Source organism: Bacillus sp. CHD6a, from assembly GCF_001293645.1.
Lineage (GTDB): Bacteria > Bacillota > Bacilli > Bacillales > Bacillaceae_I > Sutcliffiella_A.
In genome coordinates this window covers 327,411-345,579 of the sequence record NZ_LBMD01000001.1, presented here as the reverse complement: position 1 = coordinate 345,579, position 18,169 = coordinate 327,411, and the positions used below count along the sequence as shown (strand labels likewise).

At 37.7% G+C, this 18,169-nt stretch carries 21 protein-coding genes; 16 read left to right on the top strand and 5 right to left on the bottom strand.

Annotation, left to right across the window (positions count from 1 at the left end; genetic code table 11):
- Window positions 1-53 precede the first annotated feature (53 nt).
- The 10 genes from AAV98_RS01780 to AAV98_RS01725 all read left to right on the top strand — a co-directional run bounded on the left by AAV98_RS01780 (window position 54) and on the right by AAV98_RS01725 (window position 10,229).
- Window positions 54-293, top strand: a complete 240-nt coding sequence (locus tag AAV98_RS01780; RefSeq protein ID WP_060663835.1) for a hypothetical protein — start codon at window positions 54-56, stop codon at window positions 291-293.
- A complete protein-coding gene (locus tag AAV98_RS01775) occupies window positions 283-1,410 on the top strand; it encodes a GerAB/ArcD/ProY family transporter (protein ID WP_060663834.1) in 1,128 nt (375 codons plus the stop codon). Before AAV98_RS01780 ends, AAV98_RS01775 begins: the two co-directional genes overlap by 11 nt.
- A complete protein-coding gene (locus tag AAV98_RS01770) occupies window positions 1,398-2,990 on the top strand; it encodes a spore germination protein (protein WP_060663833.1) in 1,593 nt (530 codons plus the stop codon). Before AAV98_RS01775 ends, AAV98_RS01770 begins: the two co-directional genes overlap by 13 nt.
- Window positions 2,987-4,198: a Ger(x)C family spore germination protein gene (locus AAV98_RS01765; protein WP_060663832.1), complete on the top strand. Its 1,212-nt coding sequence runs from the start codon at window positions 2,987-2,989 to the stop codon at window positions 4,196-4,198. The genes AAV98_RS01770 and AAV98_RS01765 overlap by 4 nt, the downstream gene beginning before the upstream one ends.
- Before the next feature lie 69 nt (window positions 4,199-4,267).
- Window positions 4,268-5,155 (top strand): putative beta-lysine N-acetyltransferase, encoded by an 888-nt coding sequence (gene ablB / locus AAV98_RS01760; RefSeq protein ID WP_060663831.1) that lies wholly within the window; start codon window positions 4,268-4,270, stop codon window positions 5,153-5,155.
- A gap of 13 nt (window positions 5,156-5,168) precedes the next feature.
- Window positions 5,169-6,581: a sigma-54 interaction domain-containing protein gene (locus AAV98_RS01755; RefSeq protein ID WP_060663830.1), complete on the top strand. Its 1,413-nt coding sequence runs from the start codon at window positions 5,169-5,171 to the stop codon at window positions 6,579-6,581.
- A 96-nt stretch (window positions 6,582-6,677) separates the two neighbouring features.
- Window positions 6,678-8,099, top strand: coding sequence for a lysine 2,3-aminomutase (ablA, locus tag AAV98_RS01750; RefSeq protein WP_060663829.1), 1,422 nt, complete (start codon window positions 6,678-6,680; stop codon window positions 8,097-8,099).
- 11 nt (window positions 8,100-8,110) lie between these two features.
- Window positions 8,111-8,389 carry a YokU family protein gene (locus tag AAV98_RS01745; RefSeq protein ID WP_060663828.1) on the top strand — a complete coding sequence of 93 codons (279 nt, stop codon included), beginning with the start codon at window positions 8,111-8,113 and terminating at the stop codon, window positions 8,387-8,389.
- A 62-nt stretch (window positions 8,390-8,451) separates the two neighbouring features.
- Window positions 8,452-8,670, top strand: a complete 219-nt coding sequence (locus AAV98_RS01740) for a YozE family protein (protein WP_082380718.1) — start codon at window positions 8,452-8,454, stop codon at window positions 8,668-8,670.
- Window positions 8,671-9,521: 851 nt separating this feature from the next.
- On the top strand, window positions 9,522-10,229 hold the full coding sequence (locus tag AAV98_RS01725) for a hypothetical protein (RefSeq protein ID WP_060663825.1): 708 nt from the start codon (window positions 9,522-9,524) through the stop codon (window positions 10,227-10,229).
- On the opposite strand, the gene AAV98_RS20120 is transcribed toward AAV98_RS01725, so the two are convergent.
- A complete protein-coding gene (locus AAV98_RS20120) occupies window positions 10,218-10,376 on the bottom strand; it encodes a hypothetical protein (protein ID WP_156317557.1) in 159 nt (52 codons plus the stop codon). The two genes, AAV98_RS01725 and AAV98_RS20120, sit on opposite strands and share 12 nt — an antisense overlap.
- A gap of 188 nt (window positions 10,377-10,564) precedes the next feature.
- Here AAV98_RS20120 and AAV98_RS19775 point away from each other — a divergent pair, with 188 nt between their 5' ends.
- Window positions 10,565-10,732 (top strand): YozD family protein, encoded by a 168-nt coding sequence (locus AAV98_RS19775; RefSeq protein WP_010193926.1) that lies wholly within the window; start codon window positions 10,565-10,567, stop codon window positions 10,730-10,732.
- A gap of 415 nt (window positions 10,733-11,147) precedes the next feature.
- On the opposite strand, the gene AAV98_RS01720 is transcribed toward AAV98_RS19775, so the two are convergent.
- On the bottom strand, window positions 11,148-12,263 hold the full coding sequence (locus AAV98_RS01720; protein WP_060663824.1) for a DUF2515 family protein: 1,116 nt from the start codon (window positions 12,261-12,263) through the stop codon (window positions 11,148-11,150).
- Window positions 12,264-12,439: 176 nt separating this feature from the next.
- Between AAV98_RS01720 and AAV98_RS01715 the strand changes: the two genes are divergently transcribed.
- On the top strand, window positions 12,440-12,754 hold the full coding sequence (locus tag AAV98_RS01715) for a YodL domain-containing protein (protein ID WP_060663823.1): 315 nt from the start codon (window positions 12,440-12,442) through the stop codon (window positions 12,752-12,754).
- A gap of 38 nt (window positions 12,755-12,792) precedes the next feature.
- On the opposite strand, the gene AAV98_RS20460 is transcribed toward AAV98_RS01715, so the two are convergent.
- Window positions 12,793-12,936 carry a hypothetical protein gene (locus AAV98_RS20460; protein ID WP_197284200.1) on the bottom strand — a complete coding sequence of 48 codons (144 nt, stop codon included), beginning with the start codon at window positions 12,934-12,936 and terminating at the stop codon, window positions 12,793-12,795.
- A 316-nt stretch (window positions 12,937-13,252) separates the two neighbouring features.
- On the opposite strand from AAV98_RS20460, the gene deoD reads away from it, so the two are divergent.
- The 3 genes from deoD (at window position 13,253) to AAV98_RS01700 (ending at window position 15,460) form a co-directional block, all read left to right on the top strand.
- Complete coding sequence (gene deoD / locus AAV98_RS01710; protein ID WP_060663822.1) at window positions 13,253-13,957, top strand: purine-nucleoside phosphorylase; 705 nt, start codon at window positions 13,253-13,255, stop codon at window positions 13,955-13,957.
- Window positions 13,958-14,019: 62 nt separating this feature from the next.
- Window positions 14,020-14,427 carry a secondary thiamine-phosphate synthase enzyme YjbQ gene (locus AAV98_RS01705; RefSeq protein ID WP_060663821.1) on the top strand — a complete coding sequence of 136 codons (408 nt, stop codon included), beginning with the start codon at window positions 14,020-14,022 and terminating at the stop codon, window positions 14,425-14,427.
- 178 nt (window positions 14,428-14,605) lie between these two features.
- A complete protein-coding gene (locus tag AAV98_RS01700) occupies window positions 14,606-15,460 on the top strand; it encodes a M15 family metallopeptidase (protein WP_060663820.1) in 855 nt (284 codons plus the stop codon).
- A gap of 40 nt (window positions 15,461-15,500) precedes the next feature.
- Here the strand turns inward: AAV98_RS01700 and AAV98_RS01695 are convergent, their stop codons facing one another.
- Window positions 15,501-16,232 carry a ZIP family metal transporter gene (locus tag AAV98_RS01695; RefSeq protein ID WP_060663819.1) on the bottom strand — a complete coding sequence of 244 codons (732 nt, stop codon included), beginning with the start codon at window positions 16,230-16,232 and terminating at the stop codon, window positions 15,501-15,503.
- A 127-nt stretch (window positions 16,233-16,359) separates the two neighbouring features.
- On the opposite strand from AAV98_RS01695, the gene AAV98_RS01690 reads away from it, so the two are divergent.
- Complete coding sequence (locus tag AAV98_RS01690; protein ID WP_060663818.1) at window positions 16,360-17,487, top strand: hypothetical protein; 1,128 nt, start codon at window positions 16,360-16,362, stop codon at window positions 17,485-17,487.
- Between the two features lie 41 nt (window positions 17,488-17,528).
- On the opposite strand, the gene AAV98_RS01685 is transcribed toward AAV98_RS01690, so the two are convergent.
- Window positions 17,529-18,032, bottom strand: coding sequence for a hypothetical protein (locus AAV98_RS01685; protein ID WP_060663817.1), 504 nt, complete (start codon window positions 18,030-18,032; stop codon window positions 17,529-17,531).
- Window positions 18,033-18,169 lie beyond the last annotated feature (137 nt).

Below are 18,169 nucleotides of genomic sequence, written 5' to 3'. Positions count from 1 at the left end.
TCCTGAGATGTTTAGAAAATACTATCAAGTATATGAAAACCGGAGGCAACTTTATGGTTACATTTTTTACTATCTTACTTCTATTAAGTATGGTGATTTTTACTTCCATCCTAGATTGTTATTACTATAACAGGGATGTTTTAGACTGTTTTACTCGTTTGTTCATTTTTGATCCTGGTTTAAGAGAGTGGATGGTTTATTTGACGTTAACATTTGGGATTTTTGTAGCAATCATTCAAGATCTACGCTTTAAAAATAAACAAAACAGGGGCAATGATACGAATGGGCAATAAAGAAACAATCTCATTATGGCAACTGTTTATCTTACTCCTCATTTTTGAAATGGGTAGCGCCACAGTAGTCGGGATAGGTGGAGAAGCAAAGCAAAATGTCTGGATTGCCATCAGTTTGGCTGGGTTAATAGGAGTAGGCTATATTTATCTAATGCACTTCATGCTTGGAAGAAAAAAAGGCTATAATCTTTTTGCTCTCATAGAATTTTGTTTAGGGAAATGGTTAGGGCGCGTAATAAGTTTCCTTTATATTATTTATTTTATTTATATTTCTGCAAGAGTTTTGAGGGATTTTGGTGAATTGATTGTGTCTACCATTTTTGTCTTTACTCCAATTGAAATAATTAGTATCACGATTATTTTGACGATTATTTACATGTTGAACTCAGGTATTGAAGTGATGGCAAGAACATCGGAGATATTTTTCCCTTATGTGTTTTCATTTACATTTTTGGTAGGTATTTTTATTTTAATGTCTGGAGAAATTCAATTTGAGAACTTAAGACCATTTCTTGATGAAGGAATGAAACCCATTTTCCAAGCGATTATACCCGGGCTATTGACCTTTCCATTTGGAGAACTTATTGCGTTCGCAGTTGTATTACCACTAGTCACTAAATATAACAAGGCAAAAGGCTTTGCTGTAGGTAGTATCATCTTCAGTACATTAGTCCTTGTCTATTCATCTGTTATTCAAGTGCTGACACTTGGACACGAAATGAAAGAAAGGTCTAACTTTCCGCTCCTTTCGGCTGCGAGGGAAATCTCTTTGTTAGATTTTATTGAAAGGGTAGATATTGCAGTTGTCTTTGTGGTGATGTTTGGCGTCATCGTTAAGATAGGTGTTTTCTTTTTTGGGGCATTAAAGGGTTTAGAACATATCTCCAAAAGAGAGTACCGGACGTATTTGATTCCTGTTGGCTCCATTATTTGTTTATCATCCATTATCATAACCGACAATTTTGCTGAACATATTGAGGAAGGTTTACACATTGTTCCTTATTTTGTCCACCTTCCATTCCAGTTCGCATTGCCACTAATTTTACTTGTGATCGTGTTAATACGAACAAGGGGGAGAAGTGGCAGAAAAAGGAGTGATATTAATTGGGAAAGTTGAAACAATTTCTTCTAGGGGAAAGTGAGAATATAAGTACTACCGATAAAGAACTATATTCACCGGAAGAAACGTCGGAACCTATACAAGAATCACTTGAGGATAATGACAAAATCATACAAAAAGAATTTTCTTTATCTATTGATTTTCATTATTCAACTTTAATTGTTGGGAAAAGGGATGCCATCGTTTATTTTTTTGACACGTTGATTGCCAAAGATAGATTGACCGAAGAGATTTTTGAACCGCTTGTTACTGCAGAAGGGTCTGATACAGTATTACATTCAGGAGATCTTGAAGAGTTTAGAAAAGAATACTTTGCTTCTGTTCCTTATAAATTTGCAGAGAATTATCATCAAATTTTTTGGAAGCTTCTTAATGGATATGCAGTCATCATTATAGATGGAATGAAGCAGGCATTGTGTATCAATCTGGGAAGCATTGAAAAAAGAAACGTTACGGAACCGAGTACCCAAACCATTATAAGAGGACCAAAAGACAGCTTTACCGAAACGATAAATACAAATATTAGTTTAATTAGACGAAGAATACGAAATCCGAATCTCTGTTTTGAACAGTACCGTGTCGGACAGGATACAAAAACAGCGGTTGTGATAGGTTATATAAAAAATATTACCGACGATAATCTTGTACAAGAGGTGAAAAGTAGAATTGAAAAGGTTAATGTAGTCGGGCTTTTTGATAGTGGGAATATCGAAGAATACTTAACTGACAAAACGCTTACACCTTTTCCGCTTACCTATAACACAGAAAGACCAGATAACATAGCAGCAAATCTTATAGAAGGAAAAGTTGCTGTGTTAGTGGATGGCAGTCCTTTTGCCTTAAGTGTGCCAACAGTTTTTACTGATTTTTTTATTTCAACGGAAGATTATTATCAACCATTTTTCATGGCTTCTTTCATTAGGCTTATCCGGTATGTTTCTTTTATGCTTTCCTTGTTATTGCCATCTTTGTATGTGGCTATTTCTACTTATCATCATGAATTAATTCCGACATCCTTATTAATTAGTGTACAAGCTCAAAGAGAAGGAGTGCCTTTTCCGGCTGTAATAGAAATACTATTGATGGAACTTACGTTTGAAGTATTGAGGGAAGCGGGAGTAAGAATGCCGAGAGCTGTTGGACAGACGGTTTCCATTGTTGGTGCATTAGTTATAGGTCAGGCGGCTGTTGAGGCCGGGTTAGTTTCTAGTGTTCTAATTATCATTGTCGCTTTGACAGCTATTGCAAGTTTTGTATCCCCTATTTATAACTTTTCCATCGCTACAAGGATTCTTCGTTTTGCCTATATTTTGATGGGCGCTTTGATAGGGTTGTATGGAGTACTGCTGTTGGTTGTTATCATGGTTATCCATTTGACTGGTTTACGTTCATATGGCGTGCCATATTTGGCTCCAGTGGCTCCTCTCCTTTTAGAAGATCAGAAAGATGTTTTTGTTAGAATGCCTGTTTGGGATAATATAACTCGCCCATCTTATCTTAAGCCTAAGCATACTAAAAAAACTTCAGATAAAGGAAGCAACAGTGGACCATCACAGGATAAGGGGAATTTTTCATGAGGAAATGGTTATGTATATGCTCCGTTTTAATTTTATTGACCGGATGCTGGGACAAGGTTGAGCTAAATGAAATTTCCATTGTCACAGGGATTGCCATTGAAAAGGGAGATAAGGCTAAATTTCGTGTCACTGTTGAGACTATAAATGCACCACAACTATCTGCAGATCAGCCAGGTAGCGGGACACCGGTCATTACTTTTCAAGAGGAAGGGAATTCACTCGCTGAATTATCTGAAAGAATGAACGTAGGACTTTCTAGAAAACTGATCTATTCCCACACTAGAATAATTGTCATCGATGAATTACTCGCTAAGGATGGTGTCGGCGATGTCTTGGACTTCTTGGAAAGAACGGGAGAATTCCGAAATGACTTCAACATTCTAATATCTAGAGGAACAAAAGCTTCTGATATTGTAAAAACAACCTATCCTTTAGAGTTAGTACCATCCATTAAGGTACATAAGCAAATTGAAGTCTATTTAGAAGAATGGGGAGGAGATCCTTACGTACGCCTTACAGACTTCATTTCTTCTTTGACTTCAAAGGGTCGACACCCTGTGACAAGTGCTGTTTCAATTGTAGGAAAACCCGAAGCAGGAAAAAATATTGAACAAAATTCAAAGACAGAGTTGGATTCCATTGTTGTTATTTCCGGTCTATCCGTTTTTAAGAAAGATAAATTGATTGGATTTTTATCTCGCGAAGAAGCTAGAGACTACCTCTGGACACAAGGGCTTAGCAGGACAAGCCTAACTATTCCTTGTTATATGGAGGGTAACGAGGCAGAAAACAATTTTTTGGATATTCGTATTATTCATTCTCATTCCGATGTGACAACGACAGAGGAAGAAACGGGAGTCAAAATTAACGTACATATTAGTGGAGAGGCAAAAATACAAGGAACACAATGTCATCAAAATTTAGAAAAAATCAAAACATATGAAAATCATGAAGAGGCTTTAAATAAATATATAGAAGAAAAGATTATGGCAACTATTCAAAAAATGCAAGACGAATACCAAGCAGATATTTTTGGATTTGGGGAGGTATATTTTCGTACTTATCCGAAAAAATTCAAGAAGCTTGAAGACAAGTGGGATGAGATTTTTTCAGAAGCAGAAGTGGAGGTTCTTGCAGATTACCGTATTAAACGATCAGGAATAAGAAACAAAAGCTTTCTGACCGATGAACCGGATTCTGCTCAATAAAAAAGGTGTTGATAAAAAAATGGGGGAATTTCCGGCTCTTTAGCGAATTCAATTAGTAGGGGGGATACAATGAATACAAAAACAAGCAAAACCTTATTAGTCAAGAATGACACTATCTATTTGAACGCTTATGAGGATCATTATAATAAAAGACTAAAAATAGAAGATTTCAGAGGTAATGTAGATCACATCTTGCAATGCATTGAAGAATGTAGCAATCAGTTATATCTGGAGAAAGTAATTATCAAATCAAGAAAAGATTATGTTCCTGCACTAATGGAAAGAGGATTTCTTTTAGAAGCTTCTGTTCCTGGATATTTTCTTGGTGGGGAAGGATACTTTTTATGTAAATATAAGCATGTTAATCGCTATAACAGTGATAAATGGTGTGAAGAAGATAGTATCCTTGAATCTGTATGGAAAAAAAGGAAGCAAAAGGAAGTAGCTCTAGACCCAAATTTGACAATGCGAGTGGCAGAGGCAAAAGATGCAAAAGCCTTATCGATTTTTTACAAAAACGTATTTGCTATTTATCCTGTACCTATTGAAGACCCGAATTATATAAAGGAACAAATAGATGGAAATACAATCTTTATGCTTTTAGAGGAGAAAGGTGAAATAATCGCAGCAGCATCAGCCGACATGAATACTACTTATAAGAATGCTGAAATTACGGACTGTGCCACCTCTCCTTCCAAACGTAAAGGCGGTTACATGAATTCCTTGATTCGTGGATTGGAAGCAGAATTAGTAAAAAGGCAAATTTATTGCAGTTATTCCATCGCCAGGGCTCTCTCATTTGGAATGAATGCCGTTTTACACAATCTGGATTACACCTATAAAGGAAGGCTAAAAAACAACTGTTATATTTTCGATAAGATAGAAGATATGAATGTTTGGAGTAAAGACCTTTCTTTAATGGATGCCCAAAAATTGGCGCCAGTTGCCGAGAAATAGGCAGGTGAACATTATGCAAACACACACACTATCAAAAGAAATGTTGATGGCAATTTTAGATGGAATTGAAGAGGCTATTCACGCAGTAGATAAGGACGGTATAACGATCTATTATAACAAGGTGGCAGCGGGCTATGATGGTATGAATGTGGAGGAGGTATTAGGAAAACATCTTTTGCATGTTTTCCCTTCTTTGACGGAAGAAACCAGTACATTACTGAAGGTACTTAAAACGAAAAAACCGATCTATCATGAAAATCAACGATATGAAAATAAAAAAGGGCAGTTGCTTGAAACGGTGAATACTACTATTCCAATCCTTAAGGGAGACAATCTTTTAGGTGCTGTGGAAATTGCCAAGAATTATGGACACTTAAACACACTATCTAATAAACTAATGGACTTACAAGCCAAGATTAATAGGTCAGAAGGATCAAAGAAGGTTTCATCTTTTCAAGCATTCTACACTTTTGATGATTTTATCACGGAAGATCCTGATTGTGTGTCTATGCTTCAAGACGCCATGTTATTCGCATCTTCGTTATTACCTGTTGTTATTTGGGGAGAAACAGGGACAGGAAAAGAAATTATCGCCCAAGGAATACACCATCAATCTCCTAGAAAAAGTGGACCATTTATTGCACAAAATTGCGGAGCGATACCCGCTACATTGCTTGAGAGCATTCTGTTTGGAACAGAAAAAGGCAGTTACACCGGTGCAGTTGACCGTAAAGGACTTTTTGAATTGGCATCAGGTGGAACCTTATTCCTTGATGAAATGAATTCTATGCCACTAGAATTGCAGGCAAAACTGCTGAGAGTCCTGGAAGATGGATTTATAAGGAGAGTTGGTGGAACAGTTACCATTAAAGTAGACGTTAGAATAATTACGGCAATGAATGAGTCTCCTGAGTCATGTGTAGAGAATGGATCATTTAGAAATGACTTATATTATCGATTAAATACTTGCCCGATATATATCCCTCCATTAAGAGAACGACCACATGACATTCACCTCCTATTGGAAAAGAATTTGCAAACAAGAATTTCTTATCAGTTGCCTCGTGCAATTGGAGAAATGTTTCGTTCTTATCATTGGCCAGGTAATGTAAGAGAATTTATCAATACAATAGAATATGTCCTATTAAAATCAAAAAAAGAAACCATAGCTACTAAACATCTCCCTGCAAAACTTAACAGAAAAAAACAGCAATCTTCTACCGCCAAAAATCTTGGATCATTAAGGACAGAATTACAGAAGACAGAAGAATCCATGATACAAAATGCCATGGACCAGACAGGTGGGAATGTAATGAAAGCAGCAAAGATATTGGATATTCCACGTCAGACCCTTCAATACAAACTTGCTAAAATGGAAGAGAAATCTAATCCTATTGAAGTGCCGAAAATTCGTCAGGCAGATTAATAACAAGTTTCTCCTATTCTACATATATAAGTAATAACTGGGCATCAGCGTAGTTGGCACGGTTATTGCATGGTGTAGATTAGGGAGGAGATAGAAATGAAAATGGATCTATATAAGCCCAAACGGCATTGGAGTGAATTTGAACTTTGGAAAGATGTAACCGAAGAACAATGGAATGATTGGATCTGGCAGTTGACCAATACCATCCGAACACTTGAAGATTTAAAGAAAGTTATTAACTTAACACCGGAAGAAGAGGAAGGGGTAAAGATCTCCACTAAAACCATTCCTTTAAATATAACGCCATATTATGCTTCGTTAATGAATCCAGATGATCCACGATGCCCTATAAGGATGCAATCTGTGCCAATTTCAAAAGAAATCTACAAAACAAAGTACGATTTGGAAGACCCTCTTCATGAGGATGAAGATTCCCCAGTTCCAGGCCTGACGCACCGTTACCCGGATAGAGTTTTATTTTTAGTTACCAACCAGTGCTCCATGTACTGCCGCTACTGTACAAGAAGAAGATTCTCCGGCCAAATTGGTATGGGAGTACCCAAAAAACAATTGGATGCTGCCATAGCCTACATTGCATCCAATGATCAAATCCGGGACTGTCTAATTTCAGGTGGAGACGGTTTACTAATTAATGACCAGATTCTTGAATACATTCTGAAAAACCTGCGTGCCATCCCCCATCTTGAAATAATCCGGATCGGAACTAGGGCACCCGTCGTGTTTCCTCAACGAATTACAGAGAACCTTTGCAACATATTAAAGAAGTATCACCCTGTGTGGTTAAATACACACTTTAATACTTCTATTGAAATAACAGAAGAATCTAAACTCGCATGTGAAATGCTCGTTAATGCAGGCGTACCAGTAGGAAATCAAGCCGTCATTTTAGCAGGAATCAATGACAGTGTGCCTATTATGAAAAAGTTGATGCATGATCTAGTGAAAATACGTGTAAGGCCTTACTATATTTATCAATGTGACCTTTCTGAAGGGATCGGACATTTTAGAGCCCCCATTTCAAAAGGACTTGAAATTATTGAAGGGTTACGCGGACATACGAGCGGCTATGCGGTACCTACTTTTGTAGTGGATGCTCCAGGCGGAGGAGGAAAAATTGCCGTTCAACCGAATTATATTATCTCACAAAGTGCGAATAAAGTAGTGTTAAGAAACTTTGAAGGGGTTATTGCCACTTATCCGGAACCGGAAAATTATGTCCCGGGAAGAGCGGAAGCCTATTTTGGTGAGATATACGCAAACATGGAGGATAAGCGTTCGAATATTGGGATCGCAGCACTAATGAATGATTCTCAATTCAATCTCGTTCCAGAAGGGTTAAATCGTTTGAACCGACGTAAGGACTATGAAACAAACCCAGAACATTCTTCTTTAAAGGATAAACGCGACAAACGGGATGAATTAAAAGAAAAGAAATTCCAAGCACAGCAGAAGAAATTTCTTGTTGATGACGAAGGAAAACAAAGTGAATCCAGTTAGGAGGGTGCTTGATGAAATGCAATTGGTGTGAAAGCTCACAAGCAACAACTTCATCGGGTACAGTATATTGGGAGCTGCCTGATGGTACAAAAGCCGTCACGATAACCGAAACACCCTCTGTCTATTGTGGGGACTGCGGAATGGAATATCAAGAAGACACGACTGTAAAGGAAATAGAAGATCAATTGTTTTTGATCAACACGAAGGAATTAGAAGCGGAGCTAAGCTACAAGGAGCTAATGGCTAAACCTCGATTGTTAAAAAGAAACTACTTTGACTTTTCAAGCTAAAGGTTGTCCTTTACCCTCATTCTAATGTAGAATGAGGGTAAAAAAATGGGTGTGGATGTGTTTTGAGAAAGTCGTTTTACCATTATTTAATGAAGTTTCGTCATGCTTTGAAAAAAGATGACATCAGTATATTTGCAAATCATGCTTATGATGATCATAGTTTTCCTAAAAATTCAGAGGACTATCATGAAATCAGCAACTATTTAGAAATGAACGGACAGTACCTAGAGAACATGTCTACCTTTGATAAAGCTTGGGAGTTATATGAAGAGGAAGTTTAATAGCTAGTTAAAGTGTACCTTTTATGAGGGTGCATTTTTTTTTTGATAAGTACAAATCCAGTTGATTTCCGTTCCAGGCGCTTCGCTTGCCTGCGGGCGGTCCCTGAGCCTCCTCAGGCTTCGCCTTCCTGGGTCTCACCTGTCCCTTCCTCCCGCGTGGCGTCTGCGCGCCTTCCACTACATCAACAAGGTGCCAAATTCTAGCTGTGGATTGGAGCAAAAGGCGGAGACTCCTGAGGGAGATAGCGCTAAGTGGAGACCCCACAGGCGAAGCGAGGCCACTGAAACACTGATAAAATAAAGTTTTTATATATTCCTAGCTGTTGATTGGAGCAAAAGGCGAAGACTCCTGAGGGAGCTAGCGGTAGGTGGAGACCCCACAGGCGAAGCCGAGGAGGCTCCAGCAGCGCCCCTAGGAAAGCGAAGCCATTTGCGGAAATCAACAGCGGTGTATATAAAAATACTAAAATCAAGACTTTTTCAGTGGCCTCGGCGAAGCCGAAGGAGGCTCACGTCAGCCCCTAGGAAAGCGAAGCCATTTGCGGAAATCAACAGCGGTGTCTATAAAAAATACAAAAATCAAGACTTTTTCAGTGGCCACCAGCGCAGAGAGGAAGCTAAAGCACCGTCCCGCGGAAGCGAAGCCATTTGCGGAAAGGAACAGCGTAGTTCAGTCAAACCGCACAAGTTTTTATTTTTTCATCCGGTTACTGAAAAAGAGACTAATAAGGACAGCCGCCTATAAACACATTGGTGCAACTACTTTTTGCCCTAACACTTTGGCGAGTTGGCATCTTGCTGCATATACTACATTACTATCAAAGCCACAGTGATAAATGGGGAGAAATTATATGGGGAAGAACAAGAAACCAAACAAGCCAAAATATAAAATCGGTGACATTGTCGTCATCACCATCTATGGAACTGTCGGTAAAGTGACGGACATGAAGCAAATAGATGGTGCTTATGTATATGAAGTAAATTCAAGTGACGGGTTATATCAAGAAGAAACGCTCGCCTTTGTATCTGAATATGAAGGAAAAGTTCTGGTAACCGAACGACTTGATATCAAGTATATGTATTTTATAGGTGATATTGTCCATGTTGCAGGTTATGGCAAAGAATTATTTAAAATAGTCGGTTTCCGCACGGAAATCTGGCGGTACAAGGAAGACTCATGGGAAGACATCATTTATGAATTGACAAGATTGTCTGATGGGGAATGGTTGGAAGCAGGAGAGGAAGAATTGACCATGGTTGTCCATCACGAACATGCTGAAATTCTTATCCACAAACTTGGATTGTCCTATATGTTCAACAAAGAAAATACAAGCTTGGAGTTGTATAATCCGATGACTGGATCAAACAAACATTTTAAAAAAGAAGAATACAATAAGGAATACCAAAGGATTATTGATGGGCTACTTGATGTCTATAATGATTATAAAGTGTTATATGATATCTTTGGTGATGACGAATACCAGGAAGTAATGAATCTAGTAATGAAAAACTTAAAAAAATATATGGATGGCAAAAAACATAGTCAATTAGAAAAATAGAATGGAGAATTGAAAGAGCAAATAGATAAAGAACGGACCACCGATAATGGTTGCAGTGAAAACCAATTTGTCCGAAATTTTATCTAATAAAGGCAATAACACTTCCTCTTCTCCTAATTTTTCTAAGCTTGCTAAATAATTTTTCATATTAATCTCCTCCTTTTAAGTGGCTGCTTGTCCTTATGTCCCCAATGTATGCACGCTTAAACTTTGATATGCATTTTTTTGAAATTTTTGAAAACAAAGATAGCATTTGACCAACCGGATGAATTAATATAGAGAGTAAGACATATATCTTTAAAGACGTACATAAACCTTTAAAAAGGGGTGATATTGTGAAAGAAATCGAAGTAGTCATCGACACAGAAGAAATAGCCGAGTTCTTTTACAATGAGCTGGTAAGGCGGGGGTATGTTCCAGCTGAAAGCGAGATAGAAGAGTTGGCGGATATCATGTTTGATTATTTACTGGAAAAATGCATTATAGACGAAGAGATAGAATAGAAACAGATCAAGAAGAAATTAATACAAGCTTTGCTGTTTCTTAGGCAAAACGTTGCCTTGGAGGCAGCTTTTTTAGGTTCAGCTGATTGTTAACTTTTTTTTGATGAAATATATTCAATAATAAGCAAATGATATGAGCTTTGAAACCGTTCGGACAAATTTGGTATAGGTTCAGTCAACGTGAACAGTTGAAAAGAAGGTATTCGGTCATTTTAAATTAGGCTTTGGACATAAAAAAACGAGGTTCGGTCACCTGAAAATTTCGTTTGGTCAACTTAGGAGAAACTTTGGACAAAATAACCAAATCTTCGGCCAATTTCCAAAAATCTTTGGTCAACTATGGAAAAACTTCGGACATTTACACTTTTGACACATTCACCAACAACAAAACCACAAAGCTACTTTACCACCTTCATCATTTTTCCTTATCCAAAAATATCCCATGTAGCTCAGAAATTCCAGCAAGCTTCATCAAATTATAAAGATGTGTTTTCTCCATATCAGCCGGCACCATGGTTGAAGGGAGATAAAAAAACTTTAAAACTTCTTGAATATCTTCAAACCACTCAACAGGCACAATGGAAGGATGATTAAAATCCGGCCAGGCTGCTTCAATAGTCGGACTGAATATTTTTCGGGAAGTAGAATTTGATGAAAAAAAGACAGGAAGGTAATCTTCCCTTGAACCAGTATGGGAATTCTCCTTGCTAAAACGCAAAGCACCTTTTAAGACATCCTCGTTATTAAACAATAAGACATAGAGCTTTTTTCCTATCTCAATACGATTGGAAAGGTTGGAAAATTGCTGTACTCCAAGGCCAGTCAATTGAATATCTGAACCTCTCTGGTAAGGAAACAACACTAATGTAAAACCAAGCTTTTCCTGGAGTTGATAGGTTAAACTGGATAATACTTTTTGCTGAAAATAAGGATTCTGGAGGAGGTTGGATTCTATAAAATTCTGTTCATTAATGATCAATGTTACCGTAAGTAGTTCTTTCATACTGTTATTTTTCCAAAAAAGCGTCCATATCGGATTCATAAAAGATGAAACATGAAATTTGAAGAGAAGATGAAATAGAGGTCTGCCAGCTTTTTTACTTTCTTCATACAGGAGCAGTTGTGGGTAGGCGTCTTGAAAAATGAGGTGATTGGCCTTCTCAAGAAAACGAAATAGGATGGAGGCCTTCTCGTAGGAAAGCAAGGTAGATATATGACTGGCTTTTAGGTCTGTCATATTCCAGCCGCCATTTCTTGAAACCATGTGAGCCAAGAAGCTCCAATGAATTTCAGGGTGCTTTTGGTAAAAATCTAAGTAGGCTTGTGTTCGTGTTACATTATTTCGATTAAGATTTGCTGTCTTTTTGAGGATCTTCAAAATAGTATTCTGTTCTTCCAGCGAAGGTGATGGAATAACAGGAGTTTTTGTCCATTCTTTTATCAGCAGTTCTTTTTCAGCTGATGTGCATACTTGTTTTAAATTATTATCTGAAATCTTTGATTCTGGCCCTGAAAACCACTTCCCAAACATAATATCACCTCGAATTATCATATGAGGGAGGCCATGTTTTCATGATAATTTGGCAAGTCTTGTGTATTCTATGTAAATTTTTTCACATTTCGACAAAACTTTTTATAATTTTATGAAGGATTCGACATACCTTATTGCTAATTAGTATATATAGAAATGGTTGAGGGGTGAAAAGGATGTTGGCTCTTAAAAGAATGATGAAGATGGGGACAGGGGAATATGATGTGACCATTATGCAAACACCGAATTATGGAGAATCTAAAGGGTACAATCCCATTTTCCGACTAACCATGGAAGGTAGTAGTCATCAGGAGATAGTAGATAGAGTATATAAAAAGTTCAATGTGACTGACTCTATTCCCCGTGATTATGAAGGCAGATTTATTGCCACAGGCGATATTATCATGATTGATGAAGGCACACTTGGTATCACCTATTACCGGTTGGAATTTGGAGGCTGGAAGAAAATAAATCGAGTTGCAGTGCGTTAAAAGGAGAAGGGCAAAGTTCAAACTTTGCCCTTTTGCAATTAAATATGATTACCAGGACCGTTTTTCCGGCCTTTAGGAGAATGCTCTTTTTTATGGGCAGTATGTTCTGCTTCAATTGCATCAGGACTGACATGGTTATTCTTTTTTTGTCCATTTATTCTATTACGGTGTTTTTTTCCCATTTGATTCAGCTCCTTTACTAGATGTGTATACACTATTATTTATTTAGCTTTGCTGCTTATCACTTCTAGAAGTGTGAGGTTCTGCGGTTTTCTTCTTTGTAGTGTTTGTTTCATTGGCATGTTCTACAGCTTGTTTTAGTTTTTTCTTCACCATATTCACCTACCTGAAGAGAAATATCTTGCCTTACTATTTTCTTCTTCCTTAGTAAAAGAATGCGCTTTTTTAGGGAGAGTTTCTTTTGAAACATGGGTAATATATGGTATAGTAGTCATTGTTGTAAAGTATCAATGGCAAGAGTTATTAGGAGGTAACAAGATGAGTGTACATATTGGAGCAAAACAAGGTGACATAGCGGAAACGATTCTACTACCTGGAGATCCGTTACGTGCTAAATACATTGCAGAAACATTCCTTGAGGATGCAGTCTGCTACAATGAAGTAAGGGGAATGTTAGGTTTTACAGGTACTTATAAGGGTGAAAGAATCTCTGTTCAAGGTACCGGTATGGGAGTTCCATCTATTTCTATCTATATTAATGAACTTATGAATGAATATAATGTGCAAAATTTAGTTCGCGTAGGTACATGTGGGGCTATTCAGAAAGATGTAAAGGTTCGTGATGTAATCCTTGCGATGAGTGCTTCTACTGATTCACAAATGAACCGTTTAACATTCGGTGGAGTGGATTATGCACCTACAGCAAACTTTGATTTGCTTAAAAAAGCGTATGACGTCGGAGTGGAAAAAGGTCTTAATTTGAAAGTTGGAAATGTCTTTACGGCCGACATGTTCTACAATGACAACGGTGAACTAGAAAAGTGGGCGAAGTATGGAATCCTTGCAATTGAAATGGAATCTGCAGCGCTTTACACATTGGCTGCTAAATACGGTCGAAACGCTTTATCTGTCCTAACTGTAAGCGACCATATCCTTACTGGTGAAGAAACGACTTCAGAAGAGCGCCAATCCACATTCAGCGACATGATGGAAGTGGCTTTGGAAGCTGTAACAAAAAAATAATCCACACTAAGCCCTTGGGATTTTACTCAAGGGCTTTTTTATACGAGAAGGGATGACATTCTATGTTGCAAACATTAAACCTGCAAACACATAAGAGGGATGAATGGCAAGATATCACGGAGAAGGTGGAGAAACTAGTTCTAAAATCAGGGATAAAAGAAGGCCATGTGATGGTGTATTGTCCGCATACAACTGCCGGAATCACGATAAATGAGAATGCTGATCCTGACGTGGTAAAAGACGTTGTACTTCGGCTGGATGAAGTATACCCATGGGAACATCCAAAATACCAGCATATGGAAGGCAATACGGCAGCTCACCTAAAAGCGATAACACTTGGTAACTCCCAGCAGGTAATCATTCATAAAGGTCAGCTTGTTCTTGGCACTTGGCAGGGGATTTTTTTCTGTGAATTTGATGGCCCTCGTCATAGAGAGATATATGTTAAAGTGTTTAATGATGCTCAATGATCAAATAATGTAGGATAGTGACTTATTTCTTATCTTCCACATTATCAGTAAAATCTTTTTACGGCGTTATGGATTAATGGTAAACTGTTTAAGTATGTTTCACATTAGTGAACCGTTAAATGTTAGAACTAACCAACTCATAATGATTATATTAGAATAGTAAAAAGGTGATTATTTTATGAAAAAGAAACATTTTTCTGTTTTGGTAATTTTACTTTTGTTAACAGGCTGTTCCAATCAATTGGATGATGTTAACTGGAGATTTTGGGAGTACTTTACTAATGATACTGTAGAAGAGGTTGTAGAAGAGACTCCAACTGAAGAAAAACCTGTGGAGGAAGAAGACCAGCCGGAAAAAAGTCCACAGACTGAGACACCACCAGAAACAAATGAGAACCAGTACATACTGGATGAGCCCTTTTTCACCGTTTTAAATGAAGAAAAAGTGATTGAAAATACCGAAAACCTATTAGTTCTTGTTAATAAGAATCAGTCACTGCCAGCTGACTATGTCCCAAAGGATTTGACTATTCCGGATGTCCCGTTTTCTTTTGAAGGAGACTATGAAAAAAAATACCTTAGGGAAACAGCTGCACGTGCATTGGAAGAACTTTTTGCTGCAGCAAAAGCTGAGAATGTAGAGATCTTTGCTGTATCGGGTTATCGTTCTTATGAAACGCAATATGGAATCTACAATACCTACTTAAAAAAGTGGGGAGAAGAAAAAACAAATGCTGTTTCTGCCATTCCTGGTCATAGTGAACACCAAACAGGACTTGCAATGGACATTTCTAGCAGATCTGCAGCGCTAGACCTGACAGAGGAATTCGGAGGAACTTCTGAAGGAAAATGGGTAAAGGAGCATGCTAGTGAGCATGGTTTTATCATACGTTATCCAGAAGAAGGAGAGGTAATTACAGGTTATCAGTATGAGCCATGGCATCTTCGCTATGTTGGCAAAGAAGTTGCTGCTTATATGGATGAACACAATCTTACCTTAGAAGAATTTTTCGATCGTGCGATAAAACAGTAAAAAGGAAAACCTCAACCATATGTGATCTGGTTGAGGTTTTTTATAGTATTCCACTTGAAAGGACATAGGAACATAGAACACCCAGTGCAGAGAGCAGGCCCACAATGGGACCTCCTTCTTCAAACGCTTCAGGCATCATGGTGGACGCAACCATTGCGATGATGCCACCTGCTGCAAGTCCACTTACAAGATATATGTACAGCTCATTTAATTCTTTAAATACAACATAACCAAAGACAGAACTGAATGTGGTCAAGACAAACACAATTGTCCAAAGAAACAATATTTTTTTTCTAGAGTAACCATCTTTTTTAAGACCTACCGAACTGGACAGCGCTTCAGGAATATTACTAATAAATATGGCCAAGACAATTACCCAGCTGACCGTATTAGATTTTATCAGGCTAACACCAATTATGACGGATTCAGGTATGGAGTCCATGATTGAACCAATAAAAATAGCCATACCAGAATGTCCTTTGCTTTTTTCTTTTGAACGTTTGCGCTCTTTTCCGCCCTTTTTTATTATCACCATTTCTAAGAGGGTGAACAAAGCGGCACCGATTAGAAATCCAAAAATGACATAGCTGTATCCCGCTTCGATCTCCACTTTTCCCATAAGTTCAAAAGATGCCGCGCCGATAAGTACTCCTGTTCCAAAAGACATAATAAATCCAGTTAGTTTTCGAGGGATTGGTATATATAACCCAACTATAGCTCCAAGCAATAAAGCTCCACCTGCAATTGCTCCCCATAACAAAGCGCCTGTCATAATTTTCACCTGACTTATCATTGAAATTCTTATAGTACTAATGTGTACGAAAAAAAATACAACATACTTTAATTGTATTTTTGACAAAATACAAAGGTACTTGGTTCAATATTTAGGAGGAATGAAAGTGAACAGGTTTTATCCTTATGTCTTGGTAACAGCTGTCATCAGTGTGTTTTTGTTTAATATGAGCATACCGGGCTATGTGTCTGCTTTTGGAGATAGTGAGGAGACGGCACGATATTATGCACAAACATCTCTGGAATCTCAGTACATTTCTGATTTACCAGTTCCTAAAACGGTCATTAAAGCAATAAAAAAAGGGAAATGGATGGACATTACCTATCCCGTCCCTCCGACAGATGTATACATTAGCCTTGATGAAAATAAGAAATATGCAATTGATCACCAAATGAATATATATGACTTAAAAAAGAACAGGGCGATTTTGGAACTGCCTGATAAAGTGGTTCATCAATTAACAAAAGACATGAAAAAACTATATAGAGTTCATTATGGAGATCTGATTACATGGAATGAAGCAAATAGCGCATTGCCTCGTTATAGCAGCTTTACTGTATTAGATTTGGACACTGGGAGGACCTTTGAAGTCCAAAGGAGAGCAGGTTCTTATCATGCGGATGTACAACCTTTAACAAACAAAGATACCAAAATTATGAAAGAAATATACAGGGGAACATGGAGTTGGGATCGCAGAGCAATTCTCATTTTATCTCAAGATCATAAATATGCTGCTTCGATGCATGGAATGCCTCATGGAAAAGGGGCTTTGCAGAACGGGTTTCCAGGTCATTTTTGTATACATTTTCAAGACAGCATTACCCATAAGTCACGAAAGATGGACCATGCGCACTCTATTATGATAAAAAAAGCCGCAGGTGAATGGTTAGATCATACCGAAAAGTTATCACCTGCAGAAATTGTGGATGCAACCGTGTTATCTATTCATCAACATGACTGGTTTATACTTGCCTCCGTTCTTGATGATAAAAATAGAGTCCTGTTGAAGGAAAAAATAAAGTTTCTGGAAGAGATCGATCTTGTAAAAAGGCTTTCAGACTTGCCAACCGATCGCGACTATGACACGAAGCTATATTATCCAATTACTGTAAAGCTATATATCCATAGAGATACAACAGGTACTGAATCAAGGCAAGTGACCTTCCAACTTTACCGAGGGTCTATTGAAGAGCCGTGGACAATGGATTTAGAAAACTTAATTCAGCAGCTATAAGTAAAAGACGGAAGGCTCCTAGACATGACAGGAGTCTTCCTCTATTTTTTATACTTTGTTTTTATGATTTCAATGGGCACCTTGGTTATCGGAACTACTGTCTCTTTTGGTATCCTTATCTCTACAATACCATCTTGATATTTGGCCTTTGAGCTATTTCCTTTAACGATGCACGGTAAGGTGATGGTCTGTTTATCGCCTGAATTGGGTAAATTATCAATATATAAAGTAGTCGTATTATGAGAAGTTTTAATTTGGGATAGTTGCTCTTCTAAAGCAACCGGAAAGCGTACAAATATTTCTTCATGTGTTTCAAATACTTTTGCCTCAAAACCCGCTTTTTTCTTTTTTTTCTTGTTTGCCTGCGCCGATTTCAAAAGATCGAATGACTGAGCAAAAAAGTCTGTGGAACCTAATGTTTGTGGATTAGGAGGCAATTTCCCTTGCATTGCTTTTGACATCCAGTTTTCCACATCTGTTTGTTTGAAAATATCCTGTTTCATGTAATCCTTTGGAAAAGGAAACATCTTGTTCCAAGGTAGCATATTAAACCCCCTCCAATATGACTTTTGTTGCTTTATACTATTCTCTTCTAACGTGATATGTTAGAACCAATTGTTTGACGTTCCCCCTTTTTTTTACTATACTAAATTAATCTCGAATTCAAGATATTAGTAGGTGA

Excerpts from the sequence above, each read along its gene's own strand:
- AAV98_RS01745 (WP_060663828.1), top strand. The coding sequence starts at position 8,111 with ATGAAATGCAATTGGTGTGAAAGCTCACAAGCAACAACTTCATCGGGT.
- deoD (WP_060663822.1), top strand. The coding sequence starts at position 13,253 with ATGAGTGTACATATTGGAGCAAAACAAGGTGACATAGCGGAAACGATT.
- AAV98_RS01775 (WP_060663834.1), top strand. The coding sequence starts at position 283 with ATGGGCAATAAAGAAACAATCTCATTATGGCAACTGTTTATCTTACTC.
- AAV98_RS01720 (WP_060663824.1), bottom strand. The coding sequence starts at position 12,263 with ATGTTTGGGAAGTGGTTTTCAGGGCCAGAATCAAAGATTTCAGATAAT.
- AAV98_RS01700 (WP_060663820.1), top strand. The coding sequence starts at position 14,606 with ATGAAAAAGAAACATTTTTCTGTTTTGGTAATTTTACTTTTGTTAACA.
- AAV98_RS01780 (WP_060663835.1), top strand. The coding sequence starts at position 54 with ATGGTTACATTTTTTACTATCTTACTTCTATTAAGTATGGTGATTTTT.
- AAV98_RS01695 (WP_060663819.1), bottom strand. The coding sequence starts at position 16,232 with ATGACAGGCGCTTTGTTATGGGGAGCAATTGCAGGTGGAGCTTTATTG.
- AAV98_RS01765 (WP_060663832.1), top strand. The coding sequence starts at position 2,987 with ATGAGGAAATGGTTATGTATATGCTCCGTTTTAATTTTATTGACCGGA.
- AAV98_RS01685 (WP_060663817.1), bottom strand. The coding sequence starts at position 18,032 with ATGCTACCTTGGAACAAGATGTTTCCTTTTCCAAAGGATTACATGAAA.
- AAV98_RS01725 (WP_060663825.1), top strand. The coding sequence starts at position 9,522 with ATGGGGAAGAACAAGAAACCAAACAAGCCAAAATATAAAATCGGTGAC.
- AAV98_RS20120 (WP_156317557.1), bottom strand. The coding sequence starts at position 10,376 with ATGAAAAATTATTTAGCAAGCTTAGAAAAATTAGGAGAAGAGGAAGTG.
- ablA (WP_060663829.1), top strand. The coding sequence starts at position 6,678 with ATGAAAATGGATCTATATAAGCCCAAACGGCATTGGAGTGAATTTGAA.
- AAV98_RS01715 (WP_060663823.1), top strand. The coding sequence starts at position 12,440 with ATGTTGGCTCTTAAAAGAATGATGAAGATGGGGACAGGGGAATATGAT.
- AAV98_RS20460 (WP_197284200.1), bottom strand. The coding sequence starts at position 12,936 with ATGGGAAAAAAACACCGTAATAGAATAAATGGACAAAAAAAGAATAAC.
- AAV98_RS01755 (WP_060663830.1), top strand. The coding sequence starts at position 5,169 with ATGCAAACACACACACTATCAAAAGAAATGTTGATGGCAATTTTAGAT.
- ablB (WP_060663831.1), top strand. The coding sequence starts at position 4,268 with ATGAATACAAAAACAAGCAAAACCTTATTAGTCAAGAATGACACTATC.
- AAV98_RS01705 (WP_060663821.1), top strand. The coding sequence starts at position 14,020 with ATGTTGCAAACATTAAACCTGCAAACACATAAGAGGGATGAATGGCAA.